The organism is Bacillus daqingensis, assembly GCF_042654445.1.
Taxonomy (GTDB): Bacteria; Bacillota; Bacilli; order Bacillales; family Salisediminibacteriaceae; genus Alkalicoccus; species Alkalicoccus luteus.
Genome location: NZ_JBHSGK010000013.1, coordinates 231617 through 245752 on the forward strand (window position 1 = coordinate 231617; position 14136 = coordinate 245752).

Sequence of the window (14136 nt, forward strand, 5' to 3'; positions counted from 1 at the left end):
TCGGGAGGAACGCACATGCAGTGGATCTACTTATTTACAGGGGTTGTGGCAAGCGTCATTGCCATCTATCACCTGTTCACGGACCGTCTCCGCCGCCTCCGCGGTGCAGAAACGACGTATACACCCGCTGACACGAAAAAAATCAGCACCCATTCTGCCGTCTATAAAGTTTCTGTTTATTCCTGTTACCTCGTCCTGATTTTGTCAATCGTGCTGTTTGTGGAAGTATTTAACAGTTTTCAAAACGCGACGATATTGTTCGTCTTTATTTTGACGCTCGGCCTCTTCATTTTGCTGACGCTCGACCGCGTCTTTGAAATTCAGGGAGATGCCCTGATTTTTGCCGGCTATCACGCCCGCTGGTCTACGATCCAGAAAATTCGCTGGGGGCGCCAGAAGTCCAGCCGCCGTCAGCTCGTGATGGAGCTTGCAAAAGGCCAGAAGATTAAAACGACGATTGCCAATGAAGCAAAGGAAGACGTGGAAGAAACGCTGTCCGTTTACTGTCATTTTGAAACAGATCAGGAACGTGCGCAGGCCGGCAAACCAACGGGCCGGTAGCTCAATAAATACCGATAAAGAGAACCCCGGGCGAATGATGATCGCCCGGGGTTCTCTTTTGTTCAGGAAGGCTCAATCAGCGTCCTGTTTGCTGAAATGTCTTAATGCGCTCGCCGATTTCATCGCGGACGCGCTGAAAGAACGCCCACTTTTCTTCGTCGGTGCCCTCTGCTTTTGCTGGATCGTCGAAGCCCCAGTGCTCCCGCTCCTTATTCGGCGGCGTCGCCGGACAGACGTCATTCGCATGGCCGCAAAGCGTCACTACGAGATCTGCCTTCTGCAGCAGCTCCTGATCGATCGTATCAGACGTCTGGCTGCTGATGTCAATGCCTGCCTCCTGCATCGCCTTCACGGCATTCGGATTTACACCGTGTGCTTCTATCCCGGCAGAGTAAACGTCCCACTCGCCGCTCAAGTAGTGCTTTCCCCAGCCTTCTGCCATCTGGCTCCGGCATGAATTTCCTGTACATAGAAAATAAAGAATTGGTTTTGTCATGTCTGCATACCTCCAGCATCATATATAAACGTTCGTTTATATGATAACATGCCGGTCGTTATACGTGTATGAAGAGTTTGTAAAGATCAGCAGCAGTTAACGCGCAGACCGTCTTTTTCGATTTGCAGAAGCTTCGGCTTCGGATCAGGCAGCTCGCTGACAATCGACGTAATCATTGGATAAAACGGCGAATCGGTGTTAAGCGAATAAAACACCCACTGATTATATTTTCGTTCCCGGACGATTTCTTTTTGCTTCAGCTTTTTCAAATGCTGGCTGATCGACGGCTGGCTCATATGAAACAGCTCCACAAATTCACACACGCAAATTTCATCAACGGCGAGCATCGACACCATATGGAGCCTCGTTTTATCACCTAAAAGCTTGAACAAATCCGCTGCTGCTTCTACCGTCATCCTTTCTGCTGCCGTTGTCATACCGCCGCCTCCTTTTTTATTATCGTCTGCAGGATGTGCCGGAACGCCCGCTGAACAGTTTCCGGTGCCATCGTCGGTTTGGATCCATCCGGAATCATGTCCGGCGACGCCGGCAGATGGATAAACCCTGCCTGAACCGGGAGGCTGTGAGCAGAAGCTTCATGCAGCACCCGGTACATCGTTGTATTGCAAATATACGTGCCTGCTGAATAGGAAAAAGCGGCCGGCACTCCGCCCTGTTGGAGCGTCTCCTTTATCTCGCGCAGCGGCAGCGTGGAAAAATAAGCTGCCGGCCCTTCGTTAACGACTGGCCTGTCAACGGGCGCCTCTCCTTCATTATCTTCAAGACCTGGCGCATCCTCCATGTTGATCGCGATCCGCTCCAGGCTGATCGACGGCCGGCCCGCGGCAACGCCGAACAGCAGAACGACGTCCGGCTTCCAGCTGTGCAATGCCTCTACTACCGGCTCTGCGCACTGGCTGTACGTGACCGGAAGCGTCATTGTTTTCACCTCAGCTTCAGGAAATGTCTCCTCGTCGATCCACGATACAAGCTTTGATGACGGGTTCTGCGTCATGCCTCCAAACGGTTCAAATCCGGTTACGAGTATTCTCACGATCGTTCCTCCTCTTTTAATCCCTGTCTTCATTTTCTCCTGTTCGGCTCTTTTTTTCAAGCAGCCCCCTCCCTTTTTCAGTCCCGGATGTACTTCATCTGTGAAAGGAGGTGGTCAGCATGGTCATCACATCCCGCTCCAGACTCGTTCTTACCTTAAACCAGGGGTACGACGAAGACGGTATGGTAATGCTCGTCACACGTTCGTTTCAGAACGTGCGCACAGATGCAGCCGATGAGAGCCTTAAAGCAGCAGGAGAAGCTTTAGCATCCCTGCAGCAGCACGGTTTGTCCAACGTTCAACGATTCAACACGTACGAGCTGTAAACGAAGTGCTTCATACTAAAAGGAGGTGACAACAATGGCAAAACGACTGGAACTGCTTTTTCGTACAGAGGCTGGCACGACGGCTACACTTGGGATCGATGACCCGAAGGAGCCTGTCACACCAGCTGACATCCGCGATGCGATGGACAGCATTCTTGCTGCCGGTGTATTTTATGGCCCGAGCGGCTACTATGTTTCGAAGATTGGCGCTCGCGTAGTAGAGCGCCACGTAGAAACCATCGACATTGGCGTCGAGTAAGCTTGTCCGGCCGAGGCATTGATGCCCGGCCGGCTTTTTTCATAAGTGGAAACGAAAGGAGGTGTCCTGCTTTATGGAGCTCTGGATGCAGGCGCTTGGGGAGTATGGGTTTCCGATGACGATCACGTTCTATCTTCTCTATCGGATGGAGAAAAAGCTGGACGTCATTAACAGCTCGATCCTCGCGCTGAACCGGCCGGCGTCTCCGCCGCTCGACCGCAGCCGCAGATCAGGCTGACAAGCAAGCGTGAATAACAAGCGGTGCCGCGGTCTATTCCTAGACCTCCGGCACCGCTTGTTGATTTTCCGCTGTTATTTTTGAGGCTGCGTGTACGACATCAGCTGCAGCTTCCATTCCTCTTCTTCCCGGATCAGCTCGGCCTCCAGCATCCCCGTCGCCTGTATTTCCTCTTCCGCTGCGTGTACGAATTCAATGACGACCGCAGCCTCATCATCGTTCACATCGATATCACGCACCTGCACCAGATTCATGCGCTCAAGGTTTACCCAGTGCAGCGAGCGGGTTTCATCCTCCTCAAGCTGAAACGTGAGCAGTGCTTCTTCTTCGTTAATCACAGTTCCTTCCGACGTCACCTCTTCCAGCACATCGGCGTTTTGTTCATGCATCGCTGTAAGCGCCTCGCGGATACGGGTTTCAATCTGCTCCATTTCATCCGCCGCCATGCGGTGGTCTGATTCCGTATCCACGGTCTCCTGTTTGCTCGTCAACAGATCGTCCTTCAGCTCGGCGTTTTCCTCGTGCAGCTCTGCAAGTTCCTCCTCCAGCTCAAGCGTCCGGTTGCGTTCCTTTTCAAGCTGGTCCGTCAAGCTTTCATTCGTCTTGATCAAGGAATCGGTGTTGTTTTCGTCGCCGGCCGACGGCTCCTGATCGGAGCAGGCCCCAACGAGCAGAATCGGGCAGGCAAGCAGTGCCAATTTTGTCTTCATACGTGTTCCCTCTTTTCATCGTACCTCGTACCGGACAGGTTATCTTTCCCTATCATACAGAATTCCGTCTGATTTGACCAGAGCTTCCGGCAGTTTTTGGCAATTGCTCGCTTGTTCTATTCTTGCTGCAATGAGCGTCGCCGGCTGAAAACGGCCTCCCCATGCCTTAAAGCTGTATCATGTACTGCGAAAACCGCCGGGCTGCATTCTCAATGCGAACGTTACTTCCCAATACGTTTTGCGATAAAGATAACTCGTTCCTCCTCAAACGTTTCTCAGCTTCGCTGAAAAACGAACACCGAAGCCGGCAAGCTGCATACAGAAAGAACCGCCCACATGGACGGTTCTCCTTTTCTCTTTATTTATCTTCTTTATTGCGCCGGATTAGTTCTTCGAGCACGTCGAGCAGTTCTTCCTTCGACATGTCTTCCTTCTGACGCCTTGGCTCCTGTTGAACCTGGCTGCTGTATGCTGGATCGTCGTAGCGCAGCTCCTCTACTTCCTCCGGTGCATATTCCTGCAGCTCCGGATCCCAGCTGTCCTCCACGTCGCGGTAGTACTCTTCATACGACGTGACCATCATATCTTCATCAAGTTCCTTCGCCTTTTCCGGCTCCTGCAGCTGCTTGCGGTTCGTTTCGCTGCTGCTTATGCGGTCATCGAGCAGATAAGCAGGCACGAGCTGACCGTCCGGCGTCACATACTTCTTATTTAAGTGACGGGTTTCTCTGTCAAAGAAGCTGTAGACGACTGGAATCAGCACGAGGGTCAGGAAGGTGGCGCTGACCATGCCGCCGATCACCGTAATCGCAAGCGGCTGCTGAATTTCCGATCCTTCTCCAAGACCAAGCGCAAGCGGAATCAACGCAAGAATCGTCGTCGTCGCTGTCATTAAAATCGGACGCGCCCGGTTTTTTACCCCTTCGACAATCGCGTCGTAGCTCTTAAAGCCATAGCTCTTCAGCCTGTTCATGTAGTCGACGAGCACGATCGCATTGTTGACAACGATCCCGACGAGTACAATGAGACCGATAAAGCCGGTGACGCTGATTGGCGTTCTCGTCAGCGTCAGGGCAAGCGTGACCCCGATGATCACGAGCGGTACCGTAAACATGACAACGAACGGATACTTCAACGACTCAAACTGGGCTGCCAGCACGAAGTAGACAAACACTATCGCCAAAATGAGAGCGAGCGTAAGATCTGAAATAGCGTCCTCTAGCAGCTGCTGATCGCCGGTAAAGGATACATTCGTTTCAGCCGGCAGGTCATAGTCGTCTATGATGTCGTTAACGATCTGATTGATCTCGTTCAGCGTATTATCCGACGTGTACGTCAGCGTGAACTGAACGGACGGCTCCTGATTGATCCGGTTGATCGTCTCCGGAGAGTCACCGACTTCAAATGCAGCAACGTCAGCCAGGGCAATGAAGTCACCCTCCTGGTTGCGAAGCAGCAGGTCTTCCAGTGCTTCTGTATTTTCCGTCACCTCGTCAGCCATGCGGACGTTCACTTCCAATACGTCCTCTTCTGCGGTGACTACCTGTGTCGCAAACGCGCCGCGCGTCAGGCTGTCGACGGTATCAGCAATTTCAGCCGGTGTCAGGCCTTCCTCCCGTGCTGCTTCCTCATCGATTTGGATCTGCAGCTCTGGCAGCGTTTCTTCAAACGTATTCGTCACTTCCGTAAATTCTGACTGATCTTCAAACTCTTCGAGCAGATCATCCGCCGCTTCCTGCAAGCGCTGTGGATTCTGATCAGTCAGGTCGAAGCTGAACGTATTCGGGTCTCCACCAAAAGAAGCATCGACGGAAATCGTAACGTCAGCATCCGGTGCCGCATTTTCCACGTCCCGGCGGATTTCCTCTGAGAAATCAATCGTGGAAATATCCCGTTCGGCGACTGGTACGAGTGTCACGTAGACGGCACCCTGATTGCCCTGCGTTCCTTCTCCCATCGGACCTTGATCCCCGCTCGTTCCGGTGACGGTCGTATAAGCCTCTATTTCAGAATAGTCATCTAAAATGGCTTCTATCTCCTGAATGTTCTCAAACGTTGTGTCGAGCGGCGTTCCTGGTTCGTTTTCTACTTCAATCTGCATAAAACTTTCATCGGTCGCAGGCAGAAATTCCGTTCCGACCGTTGTGATGCCTGCAGCTCCCCCGCCCAGCAGACCGAGAGTTACAAGAAAGACAACGAGCCGGTTTTTAAGCGACCAGCGGGCCGTTTTATCAAAAAAGCGGATAAAGCCTGAATTGCGGCGCTTTTCTTCGATTTTTTCACTCGGTGCCTTGAGCCAGCGGCTTGCGATCATCGGAACGACCGTCAGTGCGACCGCAAGCGAGGCAAGCAGGCTGAACGCAACCGTCAGCGCAAATTCTCGGAACAGGTTCCCGACAATCCCGCTGATAAAGACGACTGGCAGGAATACGGAGATCGTCGTAAGCGTAGACGCTGTGATCGCGGTAGCGACCTCTTTCGTTCCGTCCTGTGCTGCCTGACGCGGAGATTTTTTCATCGACAGGTGGCGGTAAATGTTCTCGATGACAACGATCGAGTTATCGACGAGCATCCCGATCCCGAGTGCCAGTCCGCCGAGCGTCATGATGTTCAGTGAGAAGTTCGTAAAGAACAGCAGCACGAACGTCACGATAACAGAGAACGGAATGGCAATGCCAATCAAGAGCGGTGTTTTCACGCTTCTTAAGAAGAAGAACAGAACGATCATCGCGATCGCGCCACCGGCAACGAGTGCCAGCGTCACGTTCTGGACGGCATCCTCAATGTACTCTCCCTGGTTAAACAGGACGTCTGCCTGAAGCTCTTCGTACTGCTCTTCATCCAGAAGTGCCTCCAGTTCTTCCATGAAATCGGATGCCACATTTGCGGTATTCGCATCAGCCTGCTGCTGCACGCTCATTAAAATGGCGTCGTCCTGATTAGTTCGGGTGATAACATCTGACGGCTCCGGTCCGCGGGTCACTTCGGCCACATCGGCTACGGTCACCGTTTCGGTGTCCTCGTCTTCCGTTACGGTTTCTGAAACGACGATATTTTCGATGTCCTCAACGTCTGCGAGCTCAAACAGCACACGCGTCGTAATTTCATTGCCTTCATTCTCTACAACGCCGCCTGGAGCCGTCACATTGTGGGACTGCAGCACCTGGACGACATCGCTTTGCGTCAGGTTATTGTCTTCTAATTCATCCTGATCGAGCGTGACGGCAATTTCCTCTACGTTATCTCCATCGAGGTTGATCGTGCCGACACCGTCCACTCGGAGCAGATCATTTTCAATATCCTGCACGAGCCCGTCGATCGCTTCGCCGTTGTCCGAAGACAGCGAAAGCTGAATAATCGGGAACTGTGACGGATCAAATTTAATGAATGACGGGTTGCCGGCACCGTCCGGCAGCTGGACCTGGTTCATCTGCGTGATGATGTCATTTTCGACCTCATCAATCGTCTGCGTCCACGAAAACTCGAGGATCGTCAGCGACTGCCCTTCCATGGAAATCGTGCTGATGTTATTCAGACCGGAAACCGTCGCAAGCCCCTGCTCCATCGGCTGGGAAACGCGCTGGGACACTTCCTCCGGTCCGGCGTCATCATAGGTTGTCACGACCGCTGCTATCGGCGCATCAATGTCCGGAATCAGCTTCAGCGGGATGTTCGTAAGCGAGACGAACCCGAGCAAAAGAAATAAGAGCATCGTCACAATTGTAAAAACTGGTCTGGCAATCGAAAAATTGGTTATTCTCATGACTCGTCTCCTTCGTTAACAGATTTCAGCAGCAGATGATGCATGCTCCCAAACGCTGCCCGCATTGCCTGCAAATCCTTCTCCGGAAGCTTCATCAGCAGGTCTTCCATAATCAGCCTCCGCTTTTGTTCAAGCTGTCCGATCAGCTCCGCTCCGGCATCCTCAAGCTTCAGCACCGTCTGTCTCCGGTTCTCCGGATCGATGCTGCGCGTGACGTAGCCTCCCTGCTCGAGCTTCGCGATCATCTGACTGACCGCACTGGCCGAGACATTCATGAATCCTGCGAGTTCTTTTACTCTCGTCACGCTGCGTTTGGCAACGAGAAACAGGACGAGCTGCTGATTCGGCGTCAGTTCATTGTCAAAGTGGCTGCCGTATTTATGCTGCATGAGCAGCGTAATATCAAGCATGTATTCTTCAATATCGGTGATCAAGCCTGCTTTTCCCATCGGTACACCACCTAAACAGTTAAGTATTTTAATTATTAACTTACTTAACTATATGCAAGTCCTCTTTATCCTGTCAAAGGATGCGTGCTCTGATTTTGTGGCGATTTATTGAACAAAAAAGAACCGCTCCTTTTGGAACGATTCCTTATCACGAATCCGGCTCTTTACCTTCTGTTTGCTATAAGAGGACGACGGCGCCTATCAGGGCCAGCGATCCCCCGGCAACGAGCTGAATGGTTGCCGCTTTTCGATTTGATTGATAGACATTAAATAACAGCAGATACAGACCGAACATGACGGCCATGAATAAAATGCCGTCCACGAGCGGACTGAAGAAGGCTGGATCGTCCGATGCGGCATAGATACCGTAGTTCATCAGCATCGCAACCGTCCACCCGGCAAAAATAATGATGCCGATCATCATTGCCAGTCGTTTCATGCAATCGCTCCTTTCTTAATCGGCAGCTCGTTCAAACAGCTGCTCGTACTCTTCTTCGGGACCGAGGCCGGTAATCCGGTCTACTTCCTCCCCGTCCTCAAACAGGATAACCGTCGGGGTTCCCTCGAGGTTGTAGTCTTCCCATCCTTCGTTAAATTCGAGCACGTTATACAGCTCAAGGTCAGCCCCGGCATCCTCTGCCATCGGCACAAGGACAGGCGTTGCCTGATTGCAGTATTCACACTGCCCGCTGTAGAAATAAATCAGCGCATCTTCCCCGTTTGCCAGGCGCTCATCCAGCTCCTCCGGCAAAATCACGTTCTGGTAGTTCGGATCATCAAGCTGGTCGATCGTTTCCTGAGCGAGCGTGCTTTTGCCAAACGGATTTCCTTCTGCCTGCTGCTGGTTCTGCAGCTGAACGACGACGATCAATGTCACAAAAAGTGCGACGGCAATACCGCCGAACAGTAAAATCTTTTTCATGGTGCTATCCCCTTTTCACTGTGCGCATCACGAAAATGAGCAGCACACTGATGATTGTAAACGCAGTTAAGGCCAGAAACGGAATCGTGATAAAGCCGAACCAGTTCATGTACTGAGCATTACACGGGACAATTCCGCATGCGCTTCCCTGCTCCTGCATGGCCGGTACCTTTTGAATTAAATAATGATACAGCGCGACACCTGCTCCAATAACAGAGAGCGGGAGCGAGTATTTCACCACGCCTGCATCTTTCTTTACTGCCGCAACTGCAAGAATCACGGCGAGCGGATACATAAAAATACGCTGCACCCAGCAAAGGTCGCACGGCACATAATTCATGACTTCTGAAAAGAAAAGCGAGCCAAGTGTCGCCGTGAATGCTGTGATCCACGCACCGGCAAGCAATGATTCCACCCTGTTTTTCATCGGCCTCTCCCCTATTCTACCTAAATGATAGCCGACCGCAAATTCTTTGTAAAGAAAAGTTAAAACGTATTTGTAAATAGGATCCAGAGCCTTTTTGAAAAAGAGCAGTCACCGATGCTTTTGTTCTTATTTTTTCTTCAGATAAACGGAAAAACGGGCATCCGCCCGTTTCATTCGAACTGTGATGCAGTTGGATTATGTCGCGATGCCGAGCTGCTTGTATAAGCTTGCTGCCGGCATCGGTCTGCTGTATAAGAAACCTTGCATCGCGTCGCAGGAGCGCGCCGCCAGGAACGGAATGGTCTCCTGTTTCTCGACGCCTTCCGCTACAACGCGCATGTTCATGTTGTGGGCCAGCTGAATGATCGAAGCAACAATCGCCTGATCATTCCGGTTGTCCAGTACTTCACGGATAAACGATTTATCAATCTTCAGCGTATCGACCGGGAACTGCCGCAAATAGCTGAGCGAGCTGTAGCCGGTCCCAAAATCATCAATTGAAATCCGGACCCCTAGCGACTTGAGCTGCTGCAGCGTCTCCAGACACTCTTCCCGATGATAAAGCAGGTCGTTTTCTGTGATTTCCAAATCGAGCAGCTCTGCATCAAAACCGCTGGTGTGCAAGGCATTGCGGACTGTCGCCACAAAATCCCTGCTCTGAAACTGCAGCGGCGAAATATTGACGCCGACTGAAAGCCGGTGGCCGGCATCGCTGAGTCGTTTGCCTTCGCGGCACGCTTCCAGGAGCACCCAGCGTCCAAGCGGCACGATCATACCGGACTCTTCGGCAGCAGGAATAAACCTGGCAGGCGGCACCATGCCGAGCTCGTCGTCCGTCCAGCGAAGCAATGCTTCAACACCGGTCATCTCCTTTGTCGCAAGGTCATACTGCGGCTGGAAATGCAGCGAAAAGTCTTTCCTGCGAAGCGCTCGGCGCAGCCGGTGCTCCAGCTGGAGCCGTTTGTCAAACCGGCAGCGAAGCTCCGGATCGTAAAAGACAACGCCCTCGATTCCTTCCTCTTTTGCCGACTGCACTGCAGTCGTTGCCTGCTGGATCAGGCTCCGTCCAGCACTGTCCTTACCGGGGCGAACCGCTGCTCCTAAACTGACGGAAACAGACAGCTCTTTTCCTTTAATAAAAAACGGCTCACGGATGAGCGGAAGCATCCGCTCTGCAAACGCTGCGGCAGTTTCACTCCGGTAAATTCCCTCCAGCAGAAACGCAAACTTGTCTCCTCCCACCCGGAACAGCTGAAACCCATTCGTCCGAAACCGGCGCAGTTTGTCGCCCATCTGCGCGATCAGGGCATCGCCGGTGAACGGCCCCAGCGTATCGTTGTAATACTTAAACCGGTTGATATCGATGATGATGAGTGTAACGGGCGTCTTCTCAAGCTCCGTCCGGGTGATCGCCTTCTCCAGCTCCTTCCGGTTTGGAAGTCCGGTAAGCGAATCTGTTGCACTCAGCTCGTCAATAGCTGCCTTTGCCTCTTCCAGAAGCGTTAAGTTACGGTGAAACAAAATTGTCCGCCCCAGATGAGGGATCGGATAAGGCAGCAGCTGAAACGTACAGGCCGTATTTTCTTTGCCTGTAATAGAAATGGAATCTCCTGAGCGGACGGCTTCCTGCCATTCGGCAGCCGGCAGTCCGCTCCACTGCTCGTACGAGACTCCTTCAGCGGCTGAGTTGCTGAGGCCAAGGAGGCCGGCAAGCGTGCTGCTCATTTTCAAAATGTGGTTCGTTTCATCCAGCAGCACCGGATAGGCATGCTCTTCCATAAATTGAAGCAGATTATACAAGTGCTCTCCTTCCAGCTTTAGGGAAGCCAGAAGACCAGTTTGATCGATGTGTTCCATACATGTCCTCCGTCCTCGTCATGATGTTATGTATCAGCTCATCCCAGATTATTCATCAACCTTAGTTAACTTCGTCCCAGCCAGATAAGCCTTCCGCCTTACGAAGGGACGTTTATCTCTTATATCGGCAGGGAATTGAATACTATAAACTGGTATAAAGGGGGCAGTTACACATGGAATGGGCAGATCTGAACAGTAACGGCTTCAAACGGGTCGGCTACGACGAAGAGCTCAAGCAATTGCACGTCCGTACAGAGGATGGGAAATACATCATTTACTACGAAGTGCGTGAGTCAGATTACGTCGGCATGTATTCCAGCCGCAACATGCGCGAGTTTTACGAAAACAATATCGTCAACCGGTTTCCTTACACAGAGGTTTCTCAGTAACGGCCGCGTTTACGGCTGTCCGTTCAGCGGGCAGCCGGTTTGCTGTGCGGTCCTATTTTCAGAAGGGAGCGGATCTGGATGATTATCGGAGTTCCAAGAGAAATGAAAAATCACGAAAACCGCGTCGCCCTCACCCCCGCCGGCGTCATGACGCTCAGGCAAGAAGGGCACTCCATTTTAGTAGAGCATGAAGCCGGGACCGGCAGCGGCTTTCCGGACGCCGACTACGAGCAGGCGGGCGCAGAGCTCGTCAACGAAGCAGGAGCGCTCTGGCAGCGGAGCGACATGGTGATGAAGGTAAAAGAGCCGCTCCCGGAGGAATACGGCTATTTTCGTGAAGGCCTGCTGCTGTTTACGTACCTGCACCTTGCAGCTGAACCGCAGCTCGCGGAGGCGCTGACGAAGCACAAGGTGACAGCGGTCGCCTATGAAACTGTCGAAAAAGACGGCACGCTGCCGCTGCTGACGCCGATGAGCGAGGTCGCCGGCCGAATGGCAGCACAGATCGGGGCCCAGTTTCTCGAACGTCCGAAAGGCGGAAGCGGAGTCCTGCTTTCCGGTATTCCAGGCGTCAAGCGCGGCCGAGTAACCGTCATCGGCGGAGGTGTTGTCGGCACCAATGCAGCGAAAATTGCGATGGGCCTCGGGGCAGACGTGACGATTATTGATTTAAGTCCTGACCGGCTGCGGGAGCTCGATGATTTATTCGGCACGGAAATCAATACGCTGATGAGCAACCCGCTTACCATCGCGCAGGCCGTCAAAGAGTCGGACCTGCTCATTGGAGCGGTGCTCATCCCTGGTGCGAAAGCGCCGAAGCTTGTGACAGAAGATATGGTTCGTACGATGCATCCCGGGTCCGTGATAGTCGATGTTGCGATCGATCAGGGCGGCATCGTTGAAACGATTGATCACATCACGACGCACGATGACCCGACGTATACGAAGCACGGCGTTGTTCACTATGCTGTTGCCAACATGCCGGGAGCGGTGCCGCGCACGTCGACGATCGGACTCACAAATGTGACCGTGCCGTATGCGGCGCTCATTGCCCGGCACGGTATCCACGAAGCCTGCCGGCAGCACCCCGGTCTGCGGAAAGGCGTCAACACAGCCGGCGGCTTCGTTACGTATGAAGCTGTCGCCCGGGATCTCGGCTATGAACATAAAGACCCGCTTGCCGTTCTCAGCGGGTGATTCGATCATGATGGACGAAAAAGCCCGCTCCTGAATTCGGAACGGGCCTCTTCGTATGATGACTTGGAGAGGAGCTGAATCGATGAATCGAATCGTTATCATCGGGAGTCCCGGCACCGGGAAGTCTACTGCCGCAAGAAAACTCGGTGCCTCCCTGCAATTGCCTGTCTATCATCTCGATACGTATATGTGGTCAGCTGGCTGGCAGCTTTTGAACGCGGAAGACCAGCGCCGCATCTCCCATACGCTTGCTGCAAAACATCGCTGGATTATCGACGGCAATTACCGCGCCTCCTTACAGGAGCGCATCCAGCGAGCAGACTGGGTGCTGCTTTTCGAACGTCCGCTGCTGCTATCCTTGTACCGCATTGTAAAACGGCGTATTCGCTACCGCAAAACAACCAGACCCGATATGGCATCCGGATGCCCAGAGCAGCTGAACGTGGAGTTCCTGCTCTATACAATCCGCTTTCGACGCGAAAAACTGCCGAAGCTTCTTTCTGAAGTGCCGGAAAGAAAATTAATTCGACTATCATCCAATCGTGCGCTGGAGCGGTTTATCGCGCGTAACGGCTGATCCGGTGCTTTTCCCGTTCCATCCATTCACTCATTGTGTAAGCCTGCTCCAGCCTGTCTCCCGACTTGACTGAGGTACCGATAAACACACCGCGCATGCCGAGCCTTAAAGCCGGTGCTACATCGTTCATGAGGTTGTCCCCTACGGACGTAACGGATTGAGGCATGTGTTCGAATTCGTTAATCAGTTCTTCAAATAAAGACGCTGCAGCCGCCGGCTTTCCGGCAGATGGTACGACTTTGTGAAAAATACCTCGCATATCCAGTTCTCCTAAAAGCCGGTCTGTATCTTCAGCATCGCTGTTTGTTACGAGCACCGTCGGCACAGCCTCACTCAGCTGCTTTAGAAATACAGGCAGCCCTTCAATTTTCTCCAGCTGAAACGCTTCACTCGCCATATAACGCTTTGTTTCATGATAAAACGGCTGACAGTCGCGGATGCCATAATGGCGTGCACAGGCGAACGGCAGCCACCAGCCGTCTCCAATTGCAACGATCTGTTCAAAATCAAACTCCTGCGGCCCGTTCGTATACATAGACGCATCGAGTTCGTCCCCATTCCAGGCTTTGACAGCCGTAATGCGCGACGTAAAGGGATCAAGTTCCAGTACAGCATCCTGCTCTGTGTCATAAGCGGTACCGATTTTTACCGCATGCTCTCCCCGCTTCATTTGTTCGTAGTCCCGCTCGAACGCCTTCTGCCATTCTGCCGGCAGCTCCTGCTTCATTAACGCTGCGTAGTAGTCAAAGTGTGCCGTTCCTTCATAAAGTGTGCCATCCAAATCAAAGATATACATCGCTCGCTCCTTTCTTTCCTGCTGCAGTTTACCGTCCCTGCAGAGATCGTGCAAGCAGATTTCGGTTACAGCTTTGTAAAGCTGTACGTTCTCCGATGTGACAGGCAGCCGCTCG

18 protein-coding genes are annotated in these 14136 nt (G+C 52.6%); 7 read left to right on the forward strand and 11 right to left on the reverse strand.

Features of this window, described 5'->3' with window-relative positions:
- Nucleotides 1-15 precede the first annotated feature (15 nt).
- Nucleotides 16-561 carry a hypothetical protein gene (locus ACFO4L_RS12400; protein WP_377909992.1) on the forward strand — a complete coding sequence of 182 codons (546 nt, stop codon included), beginning with the start codon at nt 16-18 and terminating at the stop codon, nt 559-561.
- A 76-nt stretch (nt 562-637) separates the two neighbouring features.
- On the opposite strand, the gene arsC is transcribed toward ACFO4L_RS12400, so the two are convergent.
- The 3 genes from arsC to pcp all read right to left on the reverse strand — a co-directional run bounded on the left by arsC (nt 638) and on the right by pcp (nt 2111).
- Entirely contained in the window at nt 638-1057 is a 420-nt protein-coding gene (gene arsC, locus ACFO4L_RS12405; protein WP_377909993.1) for an arsenate reductase (thioredoxin), read from the reverse strand.
- A gap of 86 nt (nt 1058-1143) precedes the next feature.
- Nucleotides 1144-1494 carry an ArsR/SmtB family transcription factor gene (locus tag ACFO4L_RS12410; RefSeq protein WP_377909994.1) on the reverse strand — a complete coding sequence of 117 codons (351 nt, stop codon included), beginning with the start codon at nt 1492-1494 and terminating at the stop codon, nt 1144-1146.
- The gene (pcp, locus tag ACFO4L_RS12415; RefSeq protein ID WP_377909995.1) at nt 1491-2111 is read right to left on the reverse strand and encodes a pyroglutamyl-peptidase I; all 621 of its coding nucleotides are present in this window, start codon (nt 2109-2111) and stop codon (nt 1491-1493) included. The genes ACFO4L_RS12410 and pcp overlap by 4 nt, the downstream gene beginning before the upstream one ends.
- Nucleotides 2112-2230: 119 nt before the next feature.
- Here pcp and ACFO4L_RS12420 point away from each other — a divergent pair, with 119 nt between their 5' ends.
- The 3 genes from ACFO4L_RS12420 to ACFO4L_RS12430 all read left to right on the forward strand — a co-directional run bounded on the left by ACFO4L_RS12420 (nt 2231) and on the right by ACFO4L_RS12430 (nt 2934).
- Nucleotides 2231-2437, forward strand: a complete 207-nt coding sequence (locus tag ACFO4L_RS12420) for a DUF1659 domain-containing protein (protein ID WP_377909996.1) — start codon at nt 2231-2233, stop codon at nt 2435-2437.
- Between the two features lie 34 nt (nt 2438-2471).
- Nucleotides 2472-2696, forward strand: coding sequence for a DUF2922 domain-containing protein (locus ACFO4L_RS12425; RefSeq protein ID WP_377909997.1), 225 nt, complete (start codon nt 2472-2474; stop codon nt 2694-2696).
- 73 nt (nt 2697-2769) lie between these two features.
- Nucleotides 2770-2934 carry a YvrJ family protein gene (locus ACFO4L_RS12430; protein WP_377909998.1) on the forward strand — a complete coding sequence of 55 codons (165 nt, stop codon included), beginning with the start codon at nt 2770-2772 and terminating at the stop codon, nt 2932-2934.
- A gap of 74 nt (nt 2935-3008) precedes the next feature.
- On the opposite strand, the gene ACFO4L_RS12435 is transcribed toward ACFO4L_RS12430, so the two are convergent.
- The 7 genes from ACFO4L_RS12435 to ACFO4L_RS12465 form a co-directional block, all read right to left on the reverse strand.
- Complete coding sequence (locus ACFO4L_RS12435; RefSeq protein WP_377909999.1) at nt 3009-3644, reverse strand: hypothetical protein; 636 nt, start codon at nt 3642-3644, stop codon at nt 3009-3011.
- A gap of 358 nt (nt 3645-4002) precedes the next feature.
- Nucleotides 4003-7407: an efflux RND transporter permease subunit gene (locus ACFO4L_RS12440; RefSeq protein WP_377910000.1), complete on the reverse strand. Its 3405-nt coding sequence runs from the start codon at nt 7405-7407 to the stop codon at nt 4003-4005.
- The gene (locus tag ACFO4L_RS12445; protein WP_377910001.1) at nt 7404-7856 is read right to left on the reverse strand and encodes a MarR family winged helix-turn-helix transcriptional regulator; all 453 of its coding nucleotides are present in this window, start codon (nt 7854-7856) and stop codon (nt 7404-7406) included. The genes ACFO4L_RS12440 and ACFO4L_RS12445 overlap by 4 nt, the downstream gene beginning before the upstream one ends.
- 178 nt (nt 7857-8034) lie before the next feature.
- Entirely contained in the window at nt 8035-8295 is a 261-nt protein-coding gene (locus ACFO4L_RS12450; RefSeq protein WP_377910002.1) for a hypothetical protein, read from the reverse strand.
- 15 nt (nt 8296-8310) lie between these two features.
- Nucleotides 8311-8778 carry a thioredoxin family protein gene (locus ACFO4L_RS12455; protein WP_377910003.1) on the reverse strand — a complete coding sequence of 156 codons (468 nt, stop codon included), beginning with the start codon at nt 8776-8778 and terminating at the stop codon, nt 8311-8313.
- A gap of 4 nt (nt 8779-8782) precedes the next feature.
- Nucleotides 8783-9205: a disulfide oxidoreductase gene (locus ACFO4L_RS12460; RefSeq protein ID WP_377910004.1), complete on the reverse strand. Its 423-nt coding sequence runs from the start codon at nt 9203-9205 to the stop codon at nt 8783-8785.
- Between the two features lie 195 nt (nt 9206-9400).
- A complete protein-coding gene (locus ACFO4L_RS12465) occupies nt 9401-11062 on the reverse strand; it encodes a putative bifunctional diguanylate cyclase/phosphodiesterase (RefSeq protein ID WP_377910005.1) in 1662 nt (553 codons plus the stop codon).
- A gap of 173 nt (nt 11063-11235) precedes the next feature.
- Here ACFO4L_RS12465 and ACFO4L_RS12470 point away from each other — a divergent pair, with 173 nt between their 5' ends.
- The 3 genes from ACFO4L_RS12470 to ACFO4L_RS12480 all read left to right on the forward strand — a co-directional run bounded on the left by ACFO4L_RS12470 (nt 11236) and on the right by ACFO4L_RS12480 (nt 13225).
- A complete protein-coding gene (locus tag ACFO4L_RS12470) occupies nt 11236-11451 on the forward strand; it encodes a KTSC domain-containing protein (RefSeq protein WP_168005080.1) in 216 nt (71 codons plus the stop codon).
- Between the two features lie 78 nt (nt 11452-11529).
- Nucleotides 11530-12648, forward strand: coding sequence for an alanine dehydrogenase (gene ald / locus ACFO4L_RS12475; RefSeq protein ID WP_377910006.1), 1119 nt, complete (start codon nt 11530-11532; stop codon nt 12646-12648).
- An 82-nt stretch (nt 12649-12730) separates the two neighbouring features.
- Nucleotides 12731-13225, forward strand: a complete 495-nt coding sequence (locus ACFO4L_RS12480) for a P-loop NTPase family protein (protein WP_377910007.1) — start codon at nt 12731-12733, stop codon at nt 13223-13225.
- Here the strand turns inward: ACFO4L_RS12480 and ACFO4L_RS12485 are convergent.
- Nucleotides 13206-14021 (reverse strand): HAD family hydrolase, encoded by an 816-nt coding sequence (locus ACFO4L_RS12485; RefSeq protein ID WP_377910008.1) that lies wholly within the window; start codon nt 14019-14021, stop codon nt 13206-13208. The genes ACFO4L_RS12480 and ACFO4L_RS12485 overlap by 20 nt on opposite strands.
- Between the last annotated feature and the right edge of the window lie 115 nt (nt 14022-14136).